16 protein-coding genes and 1 tRNA gene are annotated in these 23,265 nt (G+C 55.0%); 7 read left to right on the top strand and 10 right to left on the bottom strand.

Annotation, left to right across the window (positions count from 1 at the left end; all coding sequences use genetic code 11):
- The first annotated feature begins 4 nt into the window (after positions 1–4).
- Positions 5–2,734 (top strand): glycoside hydrolase family 3 C-terminal domain-containing protein, encoded by a 2,730-nt coding sequence (locus H7849_RS17055; RefSeq protein ID WP_251106328.1) that lies wholly within the window; start codon positions 5–7, stop codon positions 2,732–2,734.
- Here the strand turns inward: H7849_RS17055 and H7849_RS17060 are convergent.
- From H7849_RS17060 to cysD, 5 genes are read right to left on the bottom strand one after another with little or no spacing between them, the layout of a single operon-like run.
- Entirely contained in the window at positions 2,702–4,066 is a 1,365-nt protein-coding gene (locus H7849_RS17060) for an alpha-L-fucosidase (protein WP_186740950.1), read from the bottom strand. The genes H7849_RS17055 and H7849_RS17060 overlap by 33 nt on opposite strands.
- Positions 4,067–4,119: 53 nt before the next feature.
- Positions 4,120–4,962 carry a sulfite exporter TauE/SafE family protein gene (locus H7849_RS17065; protein ID WP_186740952.1) on the bottom strand — a complete coding sequence of 281 codons (843 nt, stop codon included), beginning with the start codon at positions 4,960–4,962 and terminating at the stop codon, positions 4,120–4,122.
- Between the two features lie 15 nt (positions 4,963–4,977).
- Positions 4,978–5,682 carry a phosphoadenylyl-sulfate reductase gene (locus tag H7849_RS17070; protein ID WP_186740954.1) on the bottom strand — a complete coding sequence of 235 codons (705 nt, stop codon included), beginning with the start codon at positions 5,680–5,682 and terminating at the stop codon, positions 4,978–4,980.
- A complete protein-coding gene (cysN, locus tag H7849_RS17075) occupies positions 5,666–7,315 on the bottom strand; it encodes a sulfate adenylyltransferase subunit CysN (protein ID WP_186740956.1) in 1,650 nt (549 codons plus the stop codon). The genes H7849_RS17070 and cysN overlap by 17 nt, the downstream gene beginning before the upstream one ends.
- Positions 7,315–8,259 carry a sulfate adenylyltransferase subunit CysD gene (gene cysD / locus H7849_RS17080; protein WP_186740958.1) on the bottom strand — a complete coding sequence of 315 codons (945 nt, stop codon included), beginning with the start codon at positions 8,257–8,259 and terminating at the stop codon, positions 7,315–7,317. The genes cysN and cysD overlap by 1 nt, the downstream gene beginning before the upstream one ends.
- Positions 8,260–8,829: 570 nt before the next feature.
- Here cysD and H7849_RS17085 point away from each other — a divergent pair.
- Both H7849_RS17085 and H7849_RS17090 read left to right on the top strand, forming a co-directional pair.
- The gene (locus H7849_RS17085; RefSeq protein WP_186740960.1) at positions 8,830–12,012 is read left to right on the top strand and encodes a TonB-dependent receptor; all 3,183 of its coding nucleotides are present in this window, start codon (positions 8,830–8,832) and stop codon (positions 12,010–12,012) included.
- Between the two features lie 121 nt (positions 12,013–12,133).
- Positions 12,134–12,210: transfer RNA gene (locus H7849_RS17090), tRNA-Met, on the top strand.
- A 1-nt stretch (position 12,211) separates the two neighbouring features.
- Here the strand turns inward: H7849_RS17090 and H7849_RS17095 are convergent.
- Both H7849_RS17095 and H7849_RS27560 read right to left on the bottom strand, forming a co-directional pair.
- Complete coding sequence (locus H7849_RS17095) at positions 12,212–13,684, bottom strand: tyrosine-type recombinase/integrase (protein ID WP_186740962.1); 1,473 nt, start codon at positions 13,682–13,684, stop codon at positions 12,212–12,214.
- Positions 13,650–13,904, bottom strand: a complete 255-nt coding sequence (locus H7849_RS27560) for a helix-turn-helix domain-containing protein (protein ID WP_186740964.1) — start codon at positions 13,902–13,904, stop codon at positions 13,650–13,652. Before H7849_RS27560 ends, H7849_RS17095 begins: the two co-directional genes overlap by 35 nt.
- 1,104 nt (positions 13,905–15,008) lie before the next feature.
- Between H7849_RS27560 and H7849_RS17105 the strand changes: the two genes are divergently transcribed.
- Positions 15,009–17,492, top strand: a complete 2,484-nt coding sequence (locus H7849_RS17105; RefSeq protein ID WP_186740965.1) for a P-loop ATPase, Sll1717 family — start codon at positions 15,009–15,011, stop codon at positions 17,490–17,492.
- Positions 17,493–17,789: 297 nt separating this feature from the next.
- Here H7849_RS17105 and H7849_RS17110 read toward each other — a convergent pair whose 3' ends face one another.
- From H7849_RS17110 to H7849_RS17120, 3 genes are all read right to left on the bottom strand, one after another.
- Positions 17,790–18,101, bottom strand: coding sequence for a helix-turn-helix domain-containing protein (locus H7849_RS17110; protein ID WP_186740967.1), 312 nt, complete (start codon positions 18,099–18,101; stop codon positions 17,790–17,792).
- Positions 18,098–18,490: a type II toxin-antitoxin system RelE/ParE family toxin gene (locus tag H7849_RS17115; RefSeq protein WP_186740969.1), complete on the bottom strand. Its 393-nt coding sequence runs from the start codon at positions 18,488–18,490 to the stop codon at positions 18,098–18,100. The genes H7849_RS17110 and H7849_RS17115 overlap by 4 nt, the downstream gene beginning before the upstream one ends.
- Before the next feature lie 320 nt (positions 18,491–18,810).
- Positions 18,811–19,794 (bottom strand): ComEC/Rec2 family competence protein, encoded by a 984-nt coding sequence (locus tag H7849_RS17120; protein ID WP_186740971.1) that lies wholly within the window; start codon positions 19,792–19,794, stop codon positions 18,811–18,813.
- Positions 19,795–19,797: 3 nt separating this feature from the next.
- On the opposite strand from H7849_RS17120, the gene H7849_RS17125 reads away from it, so the two are divergent.
- From H7849_RS17125 to H7849_RS17135, 3 genes are all read left to right on the top strand, one after another.
- Positions 19,798–20,541, top strand: coding sequence for a hypothetical protein (locus H7849_RS17125; RefSeq protein ID WP_186740973.1), 744 nt, complete (start codon positions 19,798–19,800; stop codon positions 20,539–20,541).
- A gap of 923 nt (positions 20,542–21,464) precedes the next feature.
- Positions 21,465–22,589 carry a DNA cytosine methyltransferase gene (locus H7849_RS17130; protein ID WP_186740975.1) on the top strand — a complete coding sequence of 375 codons (1,125 nt, stop codon included), beginning with the start codon at positions 21,465–21,467 and terminating at the stop codon, positions 22,587–22,589.
- 86 nt (positions 22,590–22,675) lie between these two features.
- Positions 22,676–23,104 carry a very short patch repair endonuclease gene (locus H7849_RS17135; RefSeq protein WP_186740977.1) on the top strand — a complete coding sequence of 143 codons (429 nt, stop codon included), beginning with the start codon at positions 22,676–22,678 and terminating at the stop codon, positions 23,102–23,104.
- Positions 23,105–23,265: the final 161 nt, after the last annotated feature.

A 23,265-nucleotide genomic window follows, 5' to 3' on the forward strand; every position in this document is an offset into this window, starting at 1 on the left:
ACCTATGAAGAAATCTTCACGTGTTGCTTCTGCGGCTATTGTTGCCACTGTCTTTGTTCTCGCCATTGCTACAAATGGCTTCTGTCAGTCTACTCCAGATAAGCCGGTCTATCTTGATCCTTCTCAGCCACTGGAGAAGCGCGTCACTGATCTGATTTCGAAGATGACGCTCGAAGAAAAGGTTTCGCAGATGCAGAACCATGCAGCGGCGATTCCCAGGTTGCAGGTTCCGGATTACGACTGGTGGAGCGAGGCTCTGCATGGCGTGGCGCGCGCCGGGTATGCCACGGTGTTTCCGCAGGCGATTGGGCTGGCGGCGACATGGGACGTGGATCTGGAGCGGAAGATTGCGGAGACGATTTCGACGGAGGCGCGGGCGAAGTTTAACGCAGCGCAGGCGGACGGCGATCACAGCATTTATCGCGGACTGGATTTCTGGTCGCCAAACATCAATATCTTTCGCGATCCGCGCTGGGGACGTGGGCAGGAGACGTATGGCGAGGATCCTTATCTGACGGGGCAGATGGGGGGTGCATTTATCAAAGGTCTGCAGGGCGATGATCCGAAGATCTTCAAGACGATCGCGACGGCCAAGCACTACGCGGTGCACAGCGGGCCGGAGTCGACGCGGCACGCGGCGAATATCGATCCGTCTGCGCACGATCTGGAGGATACATACCTGCCACAATTTCGCATGGCGATGGTGGATGCTAGGGCAGACTCGATTATGTGCGCCTACAACAGCGTGAACGGCTCGCCTGCGTGCGCGAATGAGGATCTGCTGGTGAAGAGGCTGCGGCAGGACTGGAAATTCAACGGGTACGTGGTATCTGATTGCGGCGCGATCAGTGATTTCTTTAGCGAGAACGGGCACCATTTTTCTCCCGATGCAGCGCATGCTTCGGCAGCCGCAGTGAGGGCGGGCGATGACCTGAGTTGCGGCACGGAATATTCCGCGCTTGTGGACGCGGTGCATCAGGGATTGATCGACGAGGCGGCAATCAACCAGGCAGTGACGCGCCTGTTCACGGCGCGTTTCAAGCTCGGGCTTTTTGATCCGCCAGGATCGAATGCGTATTCGCAGATCGGGCCGAGCGAGAATGCGACTCCGGCACACGCAGAGCTGGCGCTGCAGGCTGCGCATGAGGCGATGGTTCTGCTGAAGAACGATAACAACACGCTGCCGCTGTCGAGTTCGGTGAAGACGATCGCAGTGATTGGACCGAACGCGGAGTCGCTGACGTCGCTTGAGGGTAACTACAACGGCGTGCCGCTGCATCCGGTGATTCCGCTGGCCGGACTGCAGGCAAAGTTCGCTGACAAGGGACAGAAGGTGCTCTTCTCGCAGGGCTCTCCGCTGGTGGCTGAGCTGCCGGTGATTGTGCCGAGCACTGTTTTCAGCGATAAGGACGGGCATGCTGGCGGCTTAACGGCGGAATATTTTGCCAACGCTGATTTCAGCGGGTCGGCTACGACTCAAGTAGACGCGCATATCGATTTTGACTGGAATCGCGTGGTGCCGGTTCCGGTTCAGGGCGCGAAGGCATTCAGCGTGCGCTGGATGGGAAATTTTCAGCCGCTGGCCCCAGGCGATGTGTCGTTCACCGTCGATCACGCAGGATGCGAGCCGCACTGTGCGTCGACCTATTCCTACAGTGTTTCCTTCGACGGCAAAGAGGTGGCGAGCGATGCGAGCAACGATCCTCACGACCCGGGAAGGCCGTTGACGTTTACTGTTCACTTTGATGATGCGAAGTCTCACGCGTTCAAGATGGAGTATTCACGGACCGGTGCGGATTACGGAGCGGGGGTTCGGCTGAAGTGGAAGCCGGATGTTGAGCAGCTACGGCAACAGGCAATTCAGGCTGCGAACCAGGCGGATGTGGTGGTAGCGTTTGTCGGGTTGTCGCCGGAGATTGAGGGTGAAGAGATGCCGGTCCATATTCCTGGTTTCTCGGGCGGCGACCGTACGGATGTTGCGTTGCCGGCAGTGCAGCGCGATCTGCTGGATGCACTTGGCGCCACGAACAAACCGCTGGTAGTGGTTCTGCTGAATGGCAGCGCACTGGCGGTGGACTGGGCGCAGCAGCATGCTGCGGCGATTCTGGATGCTTGGTATCCGGGACAGGCGGGAGGGACGGCGATTGCGGATGTGCTTGCAGGGACGGCGAACCCTGCAGGGCGGCTAGCGGTGACGTTTTATCAGTCCGTGGATCAGCTCCCGGCTTTTGATAACTACACAATGGAAGGGCGGACGTACCGCTACTTCCGGCAGAAGCCGTTGTTCGGATTTGGATTCGGCTTGAGCTATTCGAAGTTTGCTTATAAGAATCTCAAGTTGTCGGCTCCCAAGTTGAATGCGGGTGCGCCGTTGCATGTGACTGTCGATGTGGAGAATACGAGCGCAGTCGCGGGTGATGAGGTAGCGGAGTTGTACGTGACTCCGCCAGCGGCGTCGGGTGCGCCGAACCACTGGCTCGCCGGGTTCAAGCGGGTTCACATAGAGCCACACAAAGTAGCGCAGGTAGCGTTCGATCTGGATGCGCGTTCGCTGAGCCTTGTCGATGAGCAGGGGCAGCGGGCAGTTACGGCTGGCGATTACAAAATATTCGTTGGCGGTGCGCAGCCCGGAGAGACGGATTCGGGGATGGATCAGAAGTTGACGATCGTGGGCATACAGAAGGTCGACGAGGCTGTTTCCTCAGCGACCGCTCCGTCCCGCGTCCATAAATAACTGGAACTCGCGAATATGCGCTTCGGCTGTAGTCGAAAGCAGGTTGAGGCGCACTCGCTGCGCGGTGACCGTCGGGAAGATGTCGATCTTTTTATGGCCAATGGCTTGCGCTTCGACGATGCGCTGCCATGTGCCGTCTTTGTAAATTTCGATGGCATACTTCTGGATGTGCTGGCCGTCGTTAAGCCATTCCATGGTGAGGGCGCGGTCGAAGGTGACGGGCTTTGAAAAGGTAACTTCCAGAGTTGCATGATGCGAACATGAGGGCGCGGACCAGAAGGTATCGGGATCATTGTCGAGGGCTGCGTATTCCTCGGGGGACGCGGGTTTGGCGTGTTCATCGACGATCAGGTTGTGGCTGTAGAGCCGCCGAATCGCGTCGCCGAATTCCTTGAGACGTTTTACGTCGGCTTCGGGCAGGCGGCCGGTGTTGTCGGGGGCAATGCCCAGCATGAGTTGTCCGCCGTGGCCAACGGTGTTGTCGTAAACGTCGACTAATTCCGCAACACTCTTCAGTGTGCCTTCGTCATTTGGGTGCCAGAACCAGTGCAGCTTGTGCAAAGGCGTGTCCGCTTCGATGGGACGCCAGCGGAGATAGCCGGTGCGGTCGATGACGTTCCAGTTTTCGTAAGAGATGGTTCCGCTTTCGGTGCCTACCCAGCGGAGGTCCGCGTACTTGAAGAGCGCGACATCGGCGAAGACCATCGTGTTCGGCTGGTAGGTGCGCAGCTCATTGATAATGCTCTCGAAGTCGTATTTGCGGCCAGCGCTACCGGCTCCGTCGAGCCAGAACTCGACGAGGTCGCCGTAGTTCGTCGAGAGTTCGTCGAGTTGCTTGAGGTAGTACTCGTCGTAGGCTTTGGGGTCTTTGTATTTTGGCTCGTGGCGGTCCCAGGGCGAGAGGTAAACGCCGAACTTGAGACCGTTGGCGCGGGCTGAGTCTGATGCCATGCGCACGAGATCGCCTTTGCCGTTCATCCACGGGCTGCTCTTTACGCCGTAGTCGGTCTGTTCACTGGGCCAGAGCGTGAATCCGTCATGGTGCTTGGCCACGAGCACAGCGTACTTTGCTCCTGCGGCTTTCACCGCTTTCATCCACTGATCGGTATCAACGCTGGAGGGGTTGAAGACTTTTGGGTCTGCGGTGCCGTCACCCCATTCGCGATCGAGGAATGTATTCGTGCCGAAATGGATGATGACACCAAATTCCAGATCCTGCCATGCGGTTTGCTGCGGAGAAGGTTTAATGTCGGAGAAGTTCTGGGCTGCCGCGGAGATTCCGAGTGAAAGCAGCAGTATGGCGAGAAGGCGATAGGCGGTCTGCTTCTTCAATGTTGGCTTTCTCCGTTTCTGAATTCAGTATGCAGAAGAAAGCGATGAACGGGCTATTGTTTCGTAATTTTCAAGGGCTGCAGCAGGGCTGGCTGCACGACTGCGGTTGAGGCGAGATGCTTTTCCTTTGACTGCGCGTCTGTATGGGAATGCACGGCCTGATAGCAAAATTGCATGCCGATCATAAGCAGCCAGGCTGTGAGGACAAGACGGAGTTTTTGATTCGGTAACTTCGGCGCAAGTGCGCTCCCGGCGATGGCTCCGAAGAAGCCACCGGCGAGAAGCTTTGCCAACAATACAGCGTCGAGATTCTGGCTGAGGAGGTGCAGTCCCCCGCCGACAAGTGAGAGGCAGAGGCCGAAAGCGAGATCGGTTCCGACGATTTGCGAAGCACTCAGAGTGGTAAGGCCGAGCAACGCGATGGTGCCGAGTGCGCCTGCGCCGGAGGATGAGAATCCTACTTCGGCTCCGATAGGAAGCATGAGCACGCCGAGCCATTTGGGATGATTGCGTTCTGCGTGGAGCGCTTTGTTCTTGCGGAAGGTTCTGTAAAGGTGCCAACCGGATGTGATGACGATGATGCTGCCGAGCGCTGCGTAAAGAATGCTCTCGTGGCCTCGCTGAACCACGCTCCGAAAGAGCCACACTCCGATGATGACGCCGGGCAGGCCACCGAGGAGCATGTATCCTACGGCGCGGTAATTCACCTGTTTGCGCCACATCTGGATAGGAACGACGATGAGTTTGACGATGGCGGAATAGACCAGGGCTGTTCCAACGGCAAGCGGCAGCGGCACATGCAGAAAGATCACGAGAATCGGCGCGGTAATGGTGCCTGCGCCAACTCCAGTGACTGCGATGGCGAACGCGATGAGGAAACCGATGGCCAGTTCCATAAAAATCCTGACTTGCTACTGCGCCTGAATGTGAATGCCGCACTCCTGTTTGCGGCCCGACCAGCGTCCCGAGCGAGGATCATTCGGGTCCGATGGCAAGCTTGTGCACGGCTCACAGCCGATGCTTGAATAGCCCTTGTCATAAAGCGGCAGGAGCGGAATGCCTTGCTCCTGCGCGTAATACCAGACGTCGCGTGTGGTCCACTCGGCCAGCGGGCTGAGCTTCAGCAACTGCTTTCCGCCGGGCAGAGTGAAGTAGTCGAGCGCCTCCAGCTGTGCGCGGCTCTTTGCCTGCTCGCGACGCATGCCTGTGAACCATGTTTCGTATTTGGCGAGCGCTGCAAAGAGTGGCTCTACTTTGCGCAGTTTGCAGCACTGATCTGGCGCGCTTTGATGCAGGATGCCGAATTGGGCTTCCTGCTCGGGCACGGTCTGGCGTGGCGTGAGGTTGATCAAGTTCAGGTTCCACGCTGCGGCCATCTGGTCGCGGTACGTGTATGTCTCGGCAAAGTGGTAACCGGTGTCGAGGAAAAGCACGGGCACGCTGGGATGAATGGCGCGCACCATGTGCAGCACGATCATGTCTTCGGCCTGGAAACTGCAGGTGACGCATTCTGTCGCGGCGCCTTTCACGTGCGCCGCAACGAGCGCGCGAGCAGCGGCAACCTTTTCTTCCAGCTCCGATAGGAGACCGGTGACCGGTTCAGAGCTTATCGTCATCGTGGCCAGTTCCCTTCTCCAGTTTCAACTCGCGCAGGATTGTTTCGTTGTCGATTTGTGACGATAGCGGCCGCTTGGTGAATTCGTCTTGCCGATTGAGAGTCACAATTTCTATCTGCACTGTGTTCGGCGCGTGCACGAGGACGATCAAGCCAGCGTGGAGAAGTGCGCGCCAGACTTCCGGTTTCTGTACGCCCGTGATGACTACGTCCTCTCCGGATGCGAGCAAGGATTCTTCCAGCCCTGCGGTGAGCTCCGCATGCGGCAGCGTGAGCAAAACACCGCCATTCGATGTGGGCTGCTTCGATACCTCGTGCGTGGCGCGACGGACCATTCCGGAGCCGACCGTTGCGTTATTTGCAGGATCAATGAGGATGAAGCTTCCGGTCGTGCGGTTGTCGCGGTAGGTGTCGACGATGAGGGGCCGGCTGGTCTGAACTCTGGCTTCGCCGATCTCGTTCAAAACGAACGACTGTGCGTGCTGTGGCTCCAGCGTTTCGATGTCGAGCCGGTGCGTGGTTTCTAGTTGTGCTTTTACGACTTGCGACGCATGTTTTAGAAGATACGTTTTGTTGGCTGCGAATGGTTCGGCATGCAGCCAGACCAATGATGCTTCAAAATCGGCGGTGGCGGTGGGTGCATCTGGCTGATGCGCGATGAGGTCGCCGCGGCTGATGTCAATCTCGTCTTCGAGCGTGAGAGTGATGGACTGCGGCGCGAATGCCGATTCGAGTTCGCCATCGAAGGTGTGGATGGCCTGAACGCGACTGGTTTGTCCTGATGGCAGAGCAATGATCGTGTCTCCCGGCTTAATGGTGCCGGATGCGATCTGCCCGGCGAAGCCGCGAAAATGCTGGTGCGGGCGGATGACGCGCTGCACTGGGAGACGAAACGGCGCTTTTGGCAGGTGCTCAGCGATGGGCACAGACTCGAGATGTTCGAGGAGCGTTGGACCGTAGTACCAGGGCGTGCGCTCACTGGGCGTGACGACGTTGTCTCCGTCGAGCGCGCTGATGGGGATGCAGAGGAGATCCGGGATGTCGAGTTTATCGGCCAGGGCGAGCAGGTCGCGTTGATGCTGCGCGAAGATTTCTTCCGAGAAGTCGACGAGATCCATCTTGTTAATGGCAGCGACAACATGACGAATACCCAACAACGACGCGATAAAAGCATGGCGCCGTGATTGCGTGAGGATGCCCTTACGCGCGTCGACAAGGACAATTGCCAGCTCCGCAGTGGACGCGCCGGTGACCATGTTGCGCGTGTACTGCTCGTGGCCGGGCGTGTCGGCGATGATGAACTTTCGCTTCGGCGTCGCGAAAAAACGATACGCAACGTCGATGGTGATTCCTTGCTCGCGCTCCGCGCGAAGGCCGTCGGTGAGTTGCGCGAAGTCAATCGACGAAGCTTCGCCTGAGTGGCTGCGTGTAACGGCTTTGATCTGATCTTCGTAGACGCTGCGCGAATCGTAGAGCAGACGGCCGATAAGCGTGGATTTGCCGTCATCGACACTACCTGCCGTGGTAAAGCGCAGCAGATCCTTTTGCTGCTCGGCTGCGAGGAAGTCCTCGATGTCGAAGCGCTCTTCCACGATCTCGCGAATGTCGTCGATCACTGGCAATTCATGCGACATCAGAAGTAGCCCTCGCGTTTCTTGATTTCCATGGAGCCGTCCTGATCGTGGTCGATGATGCGATTCGCGCGCTCGGATGAACGGAATGAAATCAACTCGGCGATGATCTTCGGCAACGTGTCGGCATCGGAGCGGATCGCTCCGGTGCACGGGCTGCATCCAAGCGAGCGCAGGCGGCAGCGCACCCACTGCTCTTCGCCTGGCAGGCCTTTGACGAAAGGCTGCTCGATCGGGATGAGGCTGTCGCCGCGCACGAGCATGCGTCGCTCTTTTGCAAAATAGAGCGGCACGATCGGGATGTTCTCGAGATGGATATAGTGCCAGATGTCGAGTTCCGTCCAGTTCGACAGCGGGAAAACGCGGATGCTCTCGCCGGGGCCGATGCGGCCGTTGTAGAGATTCCACAGTTCGGGGCGCTGATTTTTCGGGTCCCACTGTCCGGCGCTGTCGCGGAAGGAGAAGATGCGCTCTTTCGCGCGCGAGCGTTCTTCGTCGCGACGTGCTCCTCCAAATGCTGCATCAAAGCCGTGCGTGCGCAGGCCGTCGAGCAGCGCTTGTGTCTTCAGGAGTCCGCAGCAACGTTGCGTGCCGAGTGCGACCGGGTTTGCGCCCTTCTCCAACGCATCTTCATTGCGCCAGACGATGAGGTTCAAACCAAGCTGGCGCGTATAGGCATCGCGGAACTCAAGCATCTCGCGGAATTTGTATCCCGTGTCGACATGGAGAAGCGGAAACGGAATCGGCGCAGGATGAAATGCCTTCTGCGCGAGGCGCAGCATCACCGATGAGTCTTTGCCGATGGAATAGAGCATCACCGGCTTCTGGAATTCTGACGCTACTTCGCGAATGATGTGGATGCTCTCGGCCTCAAGCATCTGGAGATGCGTGAGGCGCGTAGGCAACGCCGTATCAGAGGTAGACGAACTGTAGACTGCTTTGGCCATGGCTGGAAATCTCTTGAGTCGATTCTTGAGATTGAGCGAGAAATAGAAAACCCACGCTCAGAATAGTCTGACGTGGGTTGATTTCTGATTAAGCTTTGTGGATAGGTAGTCTATCGACAGCGCTTACACCCTCGCCGACATGCGCTGATGCTGCAACAACAGCGACACTCGATTCGACAGGCGAAGGTACAAAGCGTGGAAGCCATGTGGTATTCAGAATCGCGCATATGGGCGGATATGTCAAACAGAGAGTTGACTTCGAGGAGGATTCCCCCTAGACTACGTGCACGATGATTCGCGTTTGGCATATTGCAAATTGTTGTTGCGCATCCAACTGTTGCGCCGGCATGTGCATGCACGTGAATTAGCTATCTTCACAGAGCTTTTACATCGCAGCCGCCGGGCATCTCCCGAGCGGCTTTTTAATTTCCGGTAAACGATGCGGCCAATATTTCTCCAACCCGGTCCCACATTGCAGCCAGCGATGCTGCCTCTGCGCTGTTGTTGATCCCGCCCGTCTCGCAGTTCATCCCTATCCAGCACGATTTGAATGATTTGTAAGGAGTTGTTATGAGACGCGGACGTCTACGCGCACTTTCCCTCGCAATCACTATATGGGTTGCGATCTTTGCGAGCGTCAGTTTCACGCTGACAGCGAATGGGCAGATTGTCGGCGCATCGATCACAGGTACGGTTCGGGATGCTTCGGGAGCCAGTGTTCCTCAGGCGGCGATCACGGTCAGGAACCTCGAAACAGGCGCTGTACGCAAAGTTGAAAGCGATGGCGAGGGCCACTATGCTGCGCCGTCGGTTCCAGTGGGTCGCTATGAGGTGACGGCTGAGAAAGAAGGTTTCAATACAGCCACTCGCAGCGGCGTGAATCTTGTGATCGGTCAGAGTGCGGTCGTCGATCTTTCGCTTGCCGTTGGCGAGGTGCACGAACAGGTTGCGGTAACGGATGCGCCACAGACACTGAATCCAACGACCCAGCAGATCTCCGGCCTGGTGAGCGAGCGACAAGTGAAGGAGCTTCCGCTCAATGGCCGCAGCTTCGATGAACTGATCACCTTGAATCCGGCGGTGGTGAACTATACGGGGCAGCGGTCGGGTTCGATTGGTACTTCAAATTCCTCGCCGGGAAATATGTTCGCTGTTGCCGGGAGGCGTCCACAAGACAATCTGTTTCTGCTCAATGGCGTCGAATACACCGGAGCGTCAGAGATCAATGTGACTCCCGGTGGCGTGAGCGGCCAGCTACTCGGCGTGGATGCGGTGCGCGAGTTCAATGTCGTCTCTGATACGTATGGCGCAGAATATGGGAAGCGAACTGGAGCGCAGGTCAGTATTGTAACTGCGTCAGGCACAAATAAACTACATGGCAGCGCGTTCGAGTTTCTGCGTAACAGCGCGCTGGATGCGCGTAATTATTTTGACCAGAGCGACATTCCGATATTTCAGCGCAATCAGTTTGGCGGAGCTCTCGGCGGCCCTTTGGTGAAGAGCAAGCTTCTGCTCTTCGGGAACTACGAAGGCTTCCGGCAGAATCTCGGCCTCTCAAATGTAACGCTGGTTCCGGACAACGCTGCGCGAGCGCAGGCTGTGGCCAGCGTGCAGCCGTTGCTTGCCCTGTGGCCCTTGCAAAATGGCCCGGAGTTGGGTGGCGGAATTGCCGAGGCCTTCAATCATCCTTTGCAGCGCATTCGCGAGGACTTTGGGACGACGCGCCTCGACGACAACATCTCCGCCAAAGATTCGGCTTTTGCTGTCTACACCATCGACGACAGCTCCGCGGATACGCCCACGATCAATCCTCTCAGCACGGTGGACACGGCTCTGCGCGAGCAGGTGTTGAGCGCGCAGGAGCAGCATATTTTCTCGCCGCGCGTTCTCAACACATTCCGATTTGGCTTCTCGCGTGGTGGATATTTTTTTACCGGCCAGACGCCGGTTGATCTTCCCGGATGGGTTCAAGGCAAACCGATCGGCGCGATTGTGATTGGTGGCGGAACGGCTTTGAATGGTGCGTCGCAGATCAGCCTTGCCGGCACCAACGCAGGCAGCAATTTGACCGCTGCGCGCAATTTGTTTACCTGGGATGATCACGTTTATGTCTCCCATGGGCGGAATCAACTGGAAGCAGGAGTCTGGCTGCAGAGACTACAGTCGAACAGCAATCTCGCACAGTATCAAAATGGACAGGCCTCGTTTGGAAGCTTAAGCGCGTTTCTGCAAGGCACTGTTTCCACCTTCACCGTTATCCCGTCGCCTACTGAGCTTGGCTGGCGCTCGCTCGAAGCTGCTGGATTTGTCCAGGATACGCTGCGCCTATGGCCCAATCTCGAATTGCGGCTTGGGTTCCGCTTTGAATCGACAGACGGCTGGAACGAAGCGCAAGGCAGAGCCTCGAATTTCATCTTTGATGAGAACGGTGCGCTCGAGACGCAACCTCACATTGGCAATTCAGCGCTCACCGACAATCGTGCGAAATTCCTGCCCGAGCCTCGCATCGGCCTTGCATGGACTCCGTCGCAGAAAAGCGGAACGGTGGTCCATGCAGGATTCGGGATCTATCGCGCGTTGCTCGACAGCCTCGATTACCGGCTGGACCAGAACGCTCCGTTCAATACAACACAGAGCGTCAAAAACATCGCTGTGTCGAAATTGAATTTTGTTCCAGGCACGCCTCCGCCAGCAGGCACCCTGATTTCACCAAGCGGCATTCAGCCAGACGCGTACACGCCGACGCTGCTTTCGTGGTCGTTGAACATCGAACAGCAGATTGCTCCTGCCACATCGCTGACGCTTGGGTATATCGGCTCGCACGGATACCATCAAATTCTTTCCGAAGATGTGAATGAGCCAATTCCGACGATCTGCCCGGCGTCGCCGTGCCCGTCAAATCTGGCGGCGGGGACGGTCTACTACCCGAAGGGCGCACCATATGCGAATCCCAAATTGGCGAACAGCACCACGTGGATTTCTGAAGGCGTGAGTTCTTACAACGGGTTGATTGTCGATGTGAATCGACGCTTCAACAATGGGCTGCAGTTCCGCGGCGTCTACACGTTCTCGAAAAATCTCGACAATGGAACGGCATGGAACAGCAGCGTGGGAGCGAATGCGCCTGGATTTGTAATGTATCCAGCTGAGCCGCAACTCGATTACGGACCAGCGAATACCGACGTGCGCCATCTTGCCGTAATCAACGGCACTTACGAACTGCCCTTCGGCAATGGCAAGACGTGGCTCAAAGGCCTGTCCACATGGAACGAAAGGCTGGTGAGCGGTTGGAGTACGAGTGCCATTTTCAATGTGCAATCGGGTCTTCCCTTCACTCCGCAACTTGGCTTCAATCCGTCAAACAATGGAGACAGTCGCAATCCTGTGCGGCCTTCGGTGAATCCTGATTTTCGCGGCAACGTAATCCAGGGGGGACCGGCGCAGTACTTTAATCCGGAGGCATTCGTTGTACCTTTTGCCGGAACCTACGGCAATCTTGGACGGAATACGCTGAATGGGCCGGGACTGTCGGAGTTGGATCTTTCGCTGCGCAAGAATACGGCGATCTCGGAAAGAGTGAATCTGCAGTTCCGCAGCGAGTTTTTCAACATTCTGAATCACACGAATTTCGGTACGCCGAATACTGTCGTGTACTCATCCGTATCGACTACTCCCTCGCCAACCGCAGGTGTGATCACGACGACGGCAACGACGTCACGCCAGATTCAGTTTGGCTTGAAGTTACTGTTTTGAAGCTCCAAGCCGGCGGAGTAGCGGCGGATAGCTGACATATTTCACTGTCATATCCGCCCCTGTCGCCGAGAGCAACAGTCAGCTGTTTGACCCGCGTCTTTAATGCTTGTTAATATTGAACTGCGGGGTGGAGCAGCCTGGTAGCTCGTTGGGCTCATAACCCAAAGGTCGCTGGTTCAAATCCAGCCCCCGCAACCAATTACAAGACATCAGAGTGAGATAAGAGTGAGTTAAGCGGGGACGAGCTCGAATCTCGCTCTTCCTGACCTTCAGAAATTTCTGTGGAAATCTCTCCTGCTGGCATCATCTTGTCAGCATACTCAGCCGGGAAATTCAGCTTGGCGTTCACTCCGTTCCGCTTGTACGCCTCCGCGTCGTAGCACCTGGCGGCGTCTTCAGCGTTGTCGAAGATGCCGAGGTACACCTTCTGCCCGTTGACCGACATTTTGGCGGCGAAGTGGTTCCCCTGTGGATACACACCGAAGTAGCCGCTCTTGCTCGTGGACTTCTCGGTACTCAAGGCTGTGGGAATCTCGGCTGGAAGGGCCAGCACCTTCACCAGCTCGTCGTTCGCCGGGCGTACCAGCGGAATGTTGCCGCCCTTCTTCTTCCCGTACTTCTCAGTCATCTGCTCGGTCGAATGGCGCATCAGGTACTGCTGCACTTTCAGCGGCGTCTTCAGGTCTCGCAGCAGACTACGGTACGTGTGCCGGAAGCTGTGGAATCCCAGGTTGGCGATCCCCATGCGCTTGCCCAGCTCCACCAGATACTCCTGCATCGAATCGCGCCAGTAGGGGCGGCCTGTCACCGGGTTGCCGAACACCCAGCCGTTCACGCTTGGGAACTGATCCCTCCATCTCCGTAGGATCACCCACAGACTCTCGTTCATCGGGACGGCTTCTTCGGAGGAAACGGTCTTCGTGCCAGCCACATGCTTGCCCACCGAGGCTCTTTCGATAGAGATGAACCCGGCTTCCATGTCGATCACTTCCCACCGGAGCGCCAGAATCTCACTGATACGGGCTCCGGTACACATGGCGACCGCGATCATCACGCGCAGGATCACCGGCAGCGTCGTGTCGTTCATCATGAACTCGAACTGCTCGGGCTCGATGAGGTCGCGTTCGCGGGTGATCTCGCCCGGCTTGGCCTTCACCTTCAGCTTGGCAATGATATTCTCGGTCGGCTCCAGAAAGCCCCAAATCATAGCCCGATCGAACATCCGGTGCAGCAGCCACTTGATGTTGTTCCGGCTCTTGCTGGCCATCGGTCGTATCGGCCCATGCCCTGGAAGCGTCTTCAGCTCGGCCAGCCACTTCTCGATGGCGTAGGCGTTTTTGAGCATGGTGTCGAGCCGCTCGTCTCCCCAGCGTTCGCGGAGTCGGCGTATGTTCGACATGTCGCTCACCACTGTGCTATGGCGATCATCCATGTCCTGCACGTAGCGGTCGGCCAGATGCCCGAACGTGAATATCTCAACGCGCTCGTTGATCTCAGAGAGCCGGGACAGTGCTGCTTTTCTAGCGGCAGCTTCAGTCGGGTACTTCTCCACCGTGCCAATTTCAAGCGTTGCGTACTTCGCACCATCGTTGTAGCGCAGCAGCCAAAGGTCGGGCAGCGTCTTGCGCTTCTTGCGCTCAATGTACCCGTTCTGAAACCGGTTCCTCTGCATATCTCACTCCATTGCTGATTTTCGTGACGTATTCCTGTAGGTCGGAGATGCGGAACCTCCAGACTGTGCGCTTACGGCCAGGAAATGGAACGCAAGGGATTGTACCCTCACGCGCCATCTGGCGTACCTTCTCACCGGAGAAACCAAGGTATTTCCCCGCGACCTCCGCACTCACGAGAGGCTCGAACTGGGGCTGGGATTTCAGATGTTCAACATTCATAGATCAGAGTCCTTCTCATTTCTTATGCTCACCCTTACCAGGCGAAGCTAAGTTGCTAGCCATCGAGTATGTCGCATAAAACACCGCCAAACTATCTTGATCAGTAAAAGACATCGTTACGGGATAGTAGTCTATGTTCTATGTAATCGCCATAATATAGCTAAGCTATCAGATGTTATCAATGCTAAATACGCCATCTAAGCATTTGATCTTGTCGAACTTATTCCTCCTTACATCTAGTCATGAAAGTTGATTATTTCTAATCGAGATTCGTAGATAACTAGCTGTTCAGTCAGCTCCGATTGAGCAGCCCAAGAAATCTAGCTAGTCGCGCTGCTTACAAAGATGGCCTAAGTCGAGGGCTGCTGTTGGGTCTCAATCGGGCCATTTTCTGGGAGACGTATCGTACCTGTCGCGGATCGGGATCACCGCTGTGCTCGGAGGAACGAGAGAAGAGCTTCTCCCTTAGAGGCAAGCTCAATATTTGTGTGCCGGTTGGCGTTAGCGCGGAGTCGTGGAAGAGTTAGAGCTGACACTTCTTGAAGACAGATTCGAACCAGATAGGCACGGCTCGATCTACAAAGAAGGTCTTGCATCGGGAATTGCAATTGATTGCAATTTTTTTCTCTCCTGCAGTTAACAACCAGGCGTTTTGGTCGCAAGATTACCCCTTCATCCTTTCGGAAGAAGTGAGATTTAACCAAGACGAGTTCGGCAAGGCATCAGGGAGCAGAAACTCCGTCTAGTCAGGCTAGGCGAAGTGACGATCTGAACTCAGGCTCGAGACGGGGCGATGTCCCTCACAATGAGTTGCGGTCGCGAGAGATTGCAATTGATTGCAAAACTGGAAACGGCCCAATGTCAATCGACGCCCCAATGCTGTCTCTTAAATTTGATTTCCACACGGATTTCAGGTCAATTGCTCTCTAGATCGAGTGGCGTGTACGCCACAACTGCGTTTAGCGTTACTAATCCGATTGTCCGGTCGACCTCTGCTCTGACAGCACAGCGCGTGACAACACTGACGTCAATGGAAGTGATTGGTGCGCCTGATCTGCGACAGTCTCCCCAGAAGTTCCGCAACAAGCTACACTCGAATTCGCAATGGACCTCTCCAAAGAGTTCGACTTCTCCAAAGAGTTCATAGTCACACCGACTGTTGCCGCTCTCCGCGACTTTCTCTCGCGGCCCGGAGCGAGACACGCCTTTCTGATCGGAGCTCCTGGGACCGGCAAAACGGCGGTTCTCCAATTTCTTGCTAACAGCTTTCGCGCCGAAAATTGTCTCGTGGTAATGGTGCGACTTCGCGACATCGACACCAGCAACCAGCTTTTCGTGCAGATCGCGCGTGCCTTTTTGGATCAGACGCAGGCACAAGACAAGCCTCTAGAGTCTGATCCGTTAGATCAAATCCGGGTTCAGTTCGCTAACCAATTCACAGTGTTGCAAGATTTATCCCGGGCGGCGGAGTTGCTTGAACGGATCATTCAACTAGTAATAGAGCGCACCGGCATTAAAAGTCGTGCATACATCTTTCTAGATGGCCTCGACGAAGTGTACGAGGCTGGAGACATCGTCGTCGCGGTGGAAAGCTTAGCGGAGCGTCTGAGTTCGGCCAGCATGGTGGTGACATCCGACCCGTCCTCTAAAGTCAATCGCCTCGGTAAGCGCACAGCATTCGACGCCTTCACTCTGACGCCTCTGACTCAGGCTGAAGCGGTGCAATTCATCCGTCGGTTGCTTCCCGACCCCTTCCTTACGGGGCCCGCTCTTGAGCAGCTGGTTTTGAGAGCCAATGGGAACCCTTTGCTCTTGAACCTATTCGCGAGCTATTTCCTGAAGTATGGCGACCTTGCGACTTTCGAAAAGACTGACACGATCCGCGCCGTCCTCGACCGTCTCTACTATGAACTCCTCGGGTCTGACCAGACGGGGGTGGATGCGCGGCTGCTCTTGAGCCTCTTGGTCTTTCTCCAGCCCGTTTCAACAGATTATCTGACCGAAATCTCAGGGTTGCCCGTCGAACGGGCACAGGCTGCTCTGGGGAAACTCTGGGGATCGATGCTGATCAGCTCAAGCAACAGGCAGGTGATGTTCGCGCACGCCTCGCTTGCTGAATATCATCTCGAAAACAACCTCATCACAAATGATATCGACATTAACGAGTTCAAGTTCGGCGACGAAGCTGCGGAACGAGACGCCCTTCTGAAAAAAAATTTCATGCCGCCGCGTGACCTGAATTCTGTTACATCGGGCGCCAAAACGATCGTCCTGGGCGACCGCGGCGCGGGAAAGAGCGCGATGTTTCGCGCATTGCAAGGGTTAAATGGGGCCGCGTCGGCGCCTGCCGCTGCGAAGCCCGGCACCATAACCTCTGCATCGCAAAATCCTGCTTCATTCGTGCAGCAAATGACTCCGGACGATTCAGTTACGTCATCGGCGGATGGGTTCAAGGCAGTTTGGCTGTTGTACTCCGCGGCTCTGGCGGCCCGCGACGTTGATGTCCCAACGACTAGCGATGACCAGCATACCAAAGCATTCGTCAAGGATTCGCGAACGATTTTGCGGCGCGTCGGCTGGGCCGCCTCGATTAAGGGTGAGAGTCGAGCGTCACGATGGACGGCGGCCCTACGATCCATCATGCCCGAGAAAGTATCCTTAAAGCTCGGACCCATCACGGTTGAGCCTAATCTGAGCCGCCGCGGGCGCGGATGGCTCGGAAGCGATATCAAAATTGACGAATTCATTGATCGCACCGATCGGCTTTTACAAGCCACGGATCGACGGCTGTTGATTGTCTTTGATCAAATTGATGAGGCGTTTAAATATCAAAGAGACAGACAGGAAGCGCTCGTGCAGGGACTTTTTCTCGCCGAATCCTTCCTATCGTTGCGACAGGCCATACGATTGGTCGTACTTCTTCGGACTGATCTCTTCGAGCTTTACGATATTCAAGAGAAAAACAAGTTTGTCTCGCGGACCGTGCGTCTCGACTGGACACGCGAGGAGCTAAGGAAACAGCTTCTCCAAAGACTGTTTTCGAACGTCGGCCTTCGCGCCATCATGGAATCGCTGAACGTAGCCGCAATTGAGTCAAGCATTCTTGCCCAGATACAGTTTCGGATCGTATTTCCGACAGAAGTCGAGGGCAAACCGTTTGAGGAGTGGCTGTTTGAGAGTCTGAAAAACGGCAAGAATCATATCGCGCCCCGCCAAATCATTTTGTTCTTGAACCTCGCCAAAGAAAACGCCAAGGACGCAAGCCGACGGCGCATTCCATTGTTCACTGAGAAGGAAGTCGCTCAGGCCATGACAAGGCTATCCGAGCTTAGCTATCAAGAGGTGATCAGCGATTTTCGAGCTGCGACCGCGTTTGTACGAAACTGTCGGGCTGGCAAGATTATGGAGTTTAAGCTCGAGGACGTTCAGACTCTCTTCGACGAAGACGAGGGCTCCGTAGTACTTCAATTGGAGCGGCTGGAGCGGCTTGGATTTCTGGCGCGCACGATTGTCAAAGAGGGCGATTTACTAGTACCCCGATTCCGCGTCCCACGCTTGTTCACCCGTTGCTGGGAGACCTCTGACTGACAATCGAGTTTGCGCCTGGGTCTTCGAGGGAAGCAGAGCGAGTTACTGATTCATCGATATATTCGCAGCACCATCTTGTGCGAATTGCTGGCGACACCTGCAAAGCATTATCGTCGCTCTGCGGCTGGCGCGGGAACCAGGCATAAATAAACCGTCGCCGCCTGTTAAGTATCGTAAGTGACAGCGTGACGCTGGCGCGGCACATTCTCAAGCGAGTGATAGGGCAGTAGGAAATGGAGAGAAAGGCAAAATAAAGAGCCCCCAAAGGGGGCTCTTATTCGGTACGAAATTCTAGGCCTACAGTTCGCCAAGGCCGGTGATTTTGATCGTCGCGCCCTTGGGAAATGTGGCACAGATTATGAGTTCGCCACCCAGAGCTTCGACATGCCGCCGGAGGGTTGAGATATGCAAGTCCGTCCGCTTCTCCATGCGCGAAACCTGTTCCTGCTTCACGTCCAAGGCCTTCGCCAGGTCCGCCTGGGTGAATTTTCGCGCCTTACGCAGTTCCTTCATGGACTGCTCTTCAAGGACAAGCTGGGCTGTGCGTTGGTCGATCTTCTTACGCCGCGCCTCGGGCAAGCGGCTGAGTTTTTCCTGTAAGGTCGTCATCGCTTTTTCCCTTTTTCTTCCTTCTTCGATTTCTCTTCCTGTTTCAACTTTTCTAAATGCCGCGCGTATCGGGCATCAGCTTTTTTGATCAAACCTTTATAAAAACGCTCTTTGCTCATGCCGACCTTGCCGCCTCCAACAAGCATAACGGCAACACGCTTCGGATCGAACGCAAAAGCCACACGCCATTCATCATTCATCGCTTCAAATCGGAGCTCCTTCATGTTCGGGTACTTGGAGCCCTTCAGCGTGTCGACATGCGGTCGCCCGGTGGCTGGACCGTTCATTTCGAGAAATTGAGCTTCAGCATAGAATTCGTCCTGCACTTCTTCGGGCAGTTCGTCGAATTCCGCCTCAAACTCCTCGTAAAAACTTACCGACCACTTCATTGATTATGCTCCCAAGCGCATATGCTGTCAAGAGCATTTCCTTGTCCCATTGTCACAATCATCATGCCATGTACCCTTCTCTTACGTCCCTTGTTTTCTGCCGGTTGCACCTCCAACCGGCAACACCGGACCTGCCTTCGCGGGGAGTGGCAGCAAGGATCAGTGTAGCGGAAGGGGGCATCCGGTCTGCACGCAGCGCAGGGGGGCCGGGGATGCGCACGCTACGCGAAGCGCTTGGTCCCTGCCATCCGTATCACGAAAAATGGACCCGGAAGAATGGCGGAAGACCGGTCAAAAGGGAAGGGCCGTAAGCTGGTTTCTCAGGACGGACCTGTCTTAAGAATATTCTGGCCAGAACTATTCATTAACCAGACATCCCCATCACTCCAACACTTAGCAACGATAGTTCCATGGTCAATCGTTGAATAGCAGCCATGCGTGGAGAAACGCTCATAACTCGCGGATGCATCATGTTTGTTGTGCAGTTCTCCGACTGAACAGATTGTGGCATCTGGGTTCATGGCCTTTACAGCATCTATGCTGTAGCCACTTCGTCTGCCGTGGTGAGACGCTTTTAACAAGTGAGCTTTCGGGAGGGCCCCTTTCCTTCGTTCGAGCAGCTTGTCCCACATCTCTGCCGGTAAGTCGCCCCCCAGCACGATAGAGCATTTTCCGTGCTGTATCTGCAAAACATAACTGAAGTAATTCGGGTCGGCCTCCGGGTCGGTGGACTTTGTATTTTCAAATGGTGCCCAGATGGAAATGCCATCATCTTTGTAGAACTGCGCTACCGCGCCCTCCCGAAGCTTCAGGATCGTGCAGTCTTTGAAACCTCCTGAGTGGAACGTCTGATATCTATCCCAGTCCTTTTCGTCGTGATTTACCTGGGCCCACTTGTTTAGCTCCATATCCTTGCTGATGCAGTGGTCAGTGTCCCAAAAATTGGTGACTATGTAGCCCTCATCACCGAGCCTATTCAAACCGCCCATATGGTCCATATCCGGGTGGGTCTGTATGTATCGAAATATCGACCTGCCGGGGAATTTCGCTTTCAGATAATCGATCGGGTCAACGAGATGAGATTGATCTTTGTCGACCTGTGCATCCACGACATACGCGGCAAGAGAACTGCTCGAGAACGTAGCTCCATGGGAATACCTTTTCCGCAACTCGTCGCGCGTCGGACCGGCCAGTTTCTTACAGTTGTTAATATCAACCACAGTGAGTCTGTCGGGGAAATCGATGATTGTACAGTCACCGTGGCCGACATGGAGAAAATGAATTTCGAGTTTCGTAACTGACATTCTATGAATTTCCCCTTCGATCAATACGATCTTCGGGCACGCATCTTCCCGGCACTCATCGTCAGCATTCCGGCCATGGCGCTTGTCTATGCTGTCGCGCCTACTACGCGAAATCCCTTTGGTACGGCGGGGATCGGAACGTTACTTGAAGGAGCTGTCCTATTTCTCTTAGGACGCATTGCGCGAGATCGTGGAGTTAAACAACAAAAACGGCTTTTCGACCGGTGGGGGGGACCGCCGACCACTCGCATTTTACGTCATGAAAACTCCCTTTTGGACCCACTAACAAAAGCACGCCTAAAAATTACACTACAGACGCTTTGCGGCTTGACGTTTCCCTCCGAAGTAGAGGAAAAGAGTGATCCAGCTCGCGCCGACATGATTTACAGCTCGGCCATTAAGGCGCTCCTGGAGCATAGACGAGATACAAAGCAATTCAGGCTATGCTTCAACGAAAACTGCAACTATGGCTTCGCACGCAATCTGTACGGTATCCGCTGGCTTGGTATCGTGGTCGCTTCTATCTGCATTGCATCAGGTGGCGCGATATTCCGCGGGCGAGGATTTTCTTTCTTGTGGGTGCTTTCTGCGGCCATATCTATTGCGGTCCTCTTATTGTTGGTACTTTATATCAATGCCGACTTTGTGAAGCGTAGCGCCGAAGCTTATGCTGTGGCGCTTCTGCGTAGCTGTGAACCTCAAAAAGCCAAAAAAGCCCCAACAAAGAAGGCGGCCGCCGAGTCTTAAACATGAAACGCTGGTGAGGAAGTGGTGCCACGTTTGGTGCCACTTTGTACTTTCATTTGGTGCATTTCAGTAAAATTAAGTGCGCGCTGGATAATGCGCCCAACTCATTGGTTGTGTGAACGTTATTCGCGCTGTGGAAAACGGACATAAAATCCGAGCGCGCAGTATCGTTGATCGCGCAGAGCGAAATGCGCGTGCGGCCGTGACAGGTCGAAACAGTTCCAAGCTGTACGAATGGTGCGAACTCATCCACGAAAATATTGGGGTATCAAAGGGGGTACTTACCTGATTCGCATCTCTAAATACCTGTGAAATCAGCACATATGGCTGCCTGGGGGGCAGCCAATAAAGACGCGGGTTTCCTCAGATATCCTCTAAAAAACAATCTATTGTGTCCGTGCTATGTCCGCATTTGTAGGCGGACACTGATTCCCGAATTCAAACACCGAAAGAAGCCCGAGTGATATCGAAGAAGAAGCGATATTGAGCGCCAGTGTTCGTGCGGGGATGGCCCTCTTTGGCTACACCCTGCGAGGGTAGTCGTTCTGACCGATCAGCAATTCAGTCTCTTGAGCGGAGAAGAGATCAAGTCAAACGGCCGGTGGAAAAAAGCGACGAAGAACTCTTTCGCGCGTCCACGTATGATTTATCTGTGGAGACTGTGAGTGAATCTGGGACCCTGCCTTCAATGTCTGGCCATCAGTAAGGCAGATGGTCGTGCGTAAAATTCTTTATGGTGAAGACGGGACGTATTCCGACGAAATCGAAAGAGTCTATCGCACCTGATAGGTGAGTTCGATTAGTTCAGTCGCATTGCCGAACAGCAAGGATCGGAGTTGACGAGCAGTCTGGCGTGACACAATAGCTTACCCTCTGGTACTGCTGGTATTTGATTTGCGCGTCCAAGTTTCATGGAAAACAGTATGACAACCAACAACGCGAACAAAGCATCAGCCTACAGCAATGGTAACCACCCGTCACGTGCCGATCACCATGAAGTGGTGTGCCCGCTCCCAGTTATCAGCTTATTCTCGGGCTGCGGTGGGCTCGATCTTGGATTTGCAAACGCCGGGTTCACGTCCATACTTGCCATCGACGCTAACGCTGCTGCGTGTCGAACCTACGAACGGAATCATGTCAGCACCCGAGTGTTCAAACGTGATCTATCCAAGCTCCCAAGAAAATACATCCTGGAGCGTCTATCTGAACTATCCACCACGGTAAAGCCGATCGGTATTGTTGGTGGACCGCCGTGTCAGGCCTTTTCCCAAGGAAACTGGCAAAAGCGTGACGACGATCCGCGCGCATTGCTTTCCAAGACCTACGCCACGATCCTTCGTGAATTAAATGACGCTTGCGATCTAGATTTCTTCGTTTTCGAGAATGTTCTAGGCCTAAGACAGGATCGTCACGATGAGCAATTCAAGCAAATTAAACGGCTCTTTTCGGCGGCGGGCTTTAGGATTTTCGAATCAGAACTGAACGCACAAAATTTTGGTGTAGCACAAGTTCGAAGGCGCCTTTTTGTGGTCGGGCTGAATCGGTACAAGTACCCGAATATCAGTTTCACTTTCCCTACCCAGAACGGTGCACCGAAGCGAAGTGTCCGCGATCTTATCGCCGAACTGCCGGCACCACTGTTCTTCAAGAGAGGTACTTCCGTGACCGACATTCCACACCATCCAAATCATTGGTGCATGGTCCCGCGATCCGATCGTTTCTTTAATGGTTCGCTAAAGGAGGGAGAAATCAAAGGTCGTCCGTTTCGAGTCCTGAAGTGGGACGCGCCAAGTTGGACGGTTGCTTACGGAAATCGTGAGGTACACATTCATCCGAGCGCAACCAGGCGACTGAGTGTTTATGAAGCAATGCTTTTGCAGGGATTTCCTCCCGAATACGAGCTATGCGGGACTCTATCGGACCAGATCCGTCTCGTGTCGGATGCTGTGCCGCCACCATTGGCAGAAGCTCTAGCAAATTCGCTTATCGACGCATTAGGCTATGACCGAGCTACCACTGCTAATTCAGCCTGTTCGATCCGCGCTTAGGATCTTCCGGAGAGCTCGCTCTGGTATGGGATTACTAGACGGACTGGAGGGATTCAGAGGATCTAGCCGTCTAGGAAAGGCCCGGAATGGACAGACTCAGTGCTGAGCGCCGCAGTGCCAACATGCGGCAGATTCGATCTAAAGACACGAGCCCTGAAGTAGCACTTCGGCGCCTACTTTATGGAATGGGATATCGGTACCGCCTCCACCGCAAAGACCTTCCAGGTACTCCAGACATCGCTTTCCCGTCGCGCCGGAAGGTCATCTTCGTTCACGGCTGTTTTTGGCACCAGCACGCTGCTTGCCGGGAGGGAAAAATGCCGGCCTCGAAGCAGTCCTATTGGGGACCAAAACTTCAGAGCAATGTTGAGCGTGATCGGAAACATCAAGCGGAGCTGACCAGGCTGGGTTGGGAAACGCTCGTCGTTTGGGAATGTCAGTTGAAAGATTCCGGCGCGGTGGTAGACCAGGTTAAGCGGTTTCTCGGGAAAACAGAGGCTGGCTCTAAAAAATAGCACGAGACCCCTCACGGACCTGAACGTGCGGTGACGCAGGGTACCACGGTAACCTACTACTTTGATGCTGCAACCACAACCTGCTGATTGGCCCGTTAGAATCACAACGTGTCATGGCGATAGTCTTCACGAATGGTCGAACGGGTAGCTAAGAGTCTCGG

Origin of the sequence: Alloacidobacterium dinghuense (assembly GCF_014274465.1) — a bacterium.
GTDB classification, from domain to species: domain Bacteria; phylum Acidobacteriota; class Terriglobia; order Terriglobales; family Acidobacteriaceae; genus Alloacidobacterium; species Alloacidobacterium dinghuense.

What these genes read in the sequence shown, in the direction of transcription:
- H7849_RS17055 (WP_251106328.1), top strand. Translation starts at nt 5, where the DNA reads ATGAAGAAATCTTCACGTGTTGCTTCTGCGGCTATTGTTGCCACTGTC.
- H7849_RS17065 (WP_186740952.1), bottom strand. Translation starts at nt 4,962, where the DNA reads ATGGAACTGGCCATCGGTTTCCTCATCGCGTTCGCCATCGCAGTCACT.
- H7849_RS17070 (WP_186740954.1), bottom strand. Translation starts at nt 5,682, where the DNA reads ATGACGATAAGCTCTGAACCGGTCACCGGTCTCCTATCGGAGCTGGAA.
- cysN (WP_186740956.1), bottom strand. Translation starts at nt 7,315, where the DNA reads ATGTCGCATGAATTGCCAGTGATCGACGACATTCGCGAGATCGTGGAA.
- cysD (WP_186740958.1), bottom strand. Translation starts at nt 8,259, where the DNA reads ATGGCCAAAGCAGTCTACAGTTCGTCTACCTCTGATACGGCGTTGCCT.
- H7849_RS17085 (WP_186740960.1), top strand. Translation starts at nt 8,830, where the DNA reads ATGAGACGCGGACGTCTACGCGCACTTTCCCTCGCAATCACTATATGG.
- H7849_RS17095 (WP_186740962.1), bottom strand. Translation starts at nt 13,684, where the DNA reads ATGCAGAGGAACCGGTTTCAGAACGGGTACATTGAGCGCAAGAAGCGC.
- H7849_RS27560 (WP_186740964.1), bottom strand. Translation starts at nt 13,904, where the DNA reads ATGAATGTTGAACATCTGAAATCCCAGCCCCAGTTCGAGCCTCTCGTG.
- H7849_RS17105 (WP_186740965.1), top strand. Translation starts at nt 15,009, where the DNA reads ATGGACCTCTCCAAAGAGTTCGACTTCTCCAAAGAGTTCATAGTCACA.
- H7849_RS17110 (WP_186740967.1), bottom strand. Translation starts at nt 18,101, where the DNA reads ATGACGACCTTACAGGAAAAACTCAGCCGCTTGCCCGAGGCGCGGCGT.
- H7849_RS17115 (WP_186740969.1), bottom strand. Translation starts at nt 18,490, where the DNA reads ATGAAGTGGTCGGTAAGTTTTTACGAGGAGTTTGAGGCGGAATTCGAC.
- H7849_RS17120 (WP_186740971.1), bottom strand. Translation starts at nt 19,794, where the DNA reads ATGTCAGTTACGAAACTCGAAATTCATTTTCTCCATGTCGGCCACGGT.
- H7849_RS17125 (WP_186740973.1), top strand. Translation starts at nt 19,798, where the DNA reads ATGAATTTCCCCTTCGATCAATACGATCTTCGGGCACGCATCTTCCCG.
- H7849_RS17130 (WP_186740975.1), top strand. Translation starts at nt 21,465, where the DNA reads ATGACAACCAACAACGCGAACAAAGCATCAGCCTACAGCAATGGTAAC.
- H7849_RS17135 (WP_186740977.1), top strand. Translation starts at nt 22,676, where the DNA reads ATGGACAGACTCAGTGCTGAGCGCCGCAGTGCCAACATGCGGCAGATT.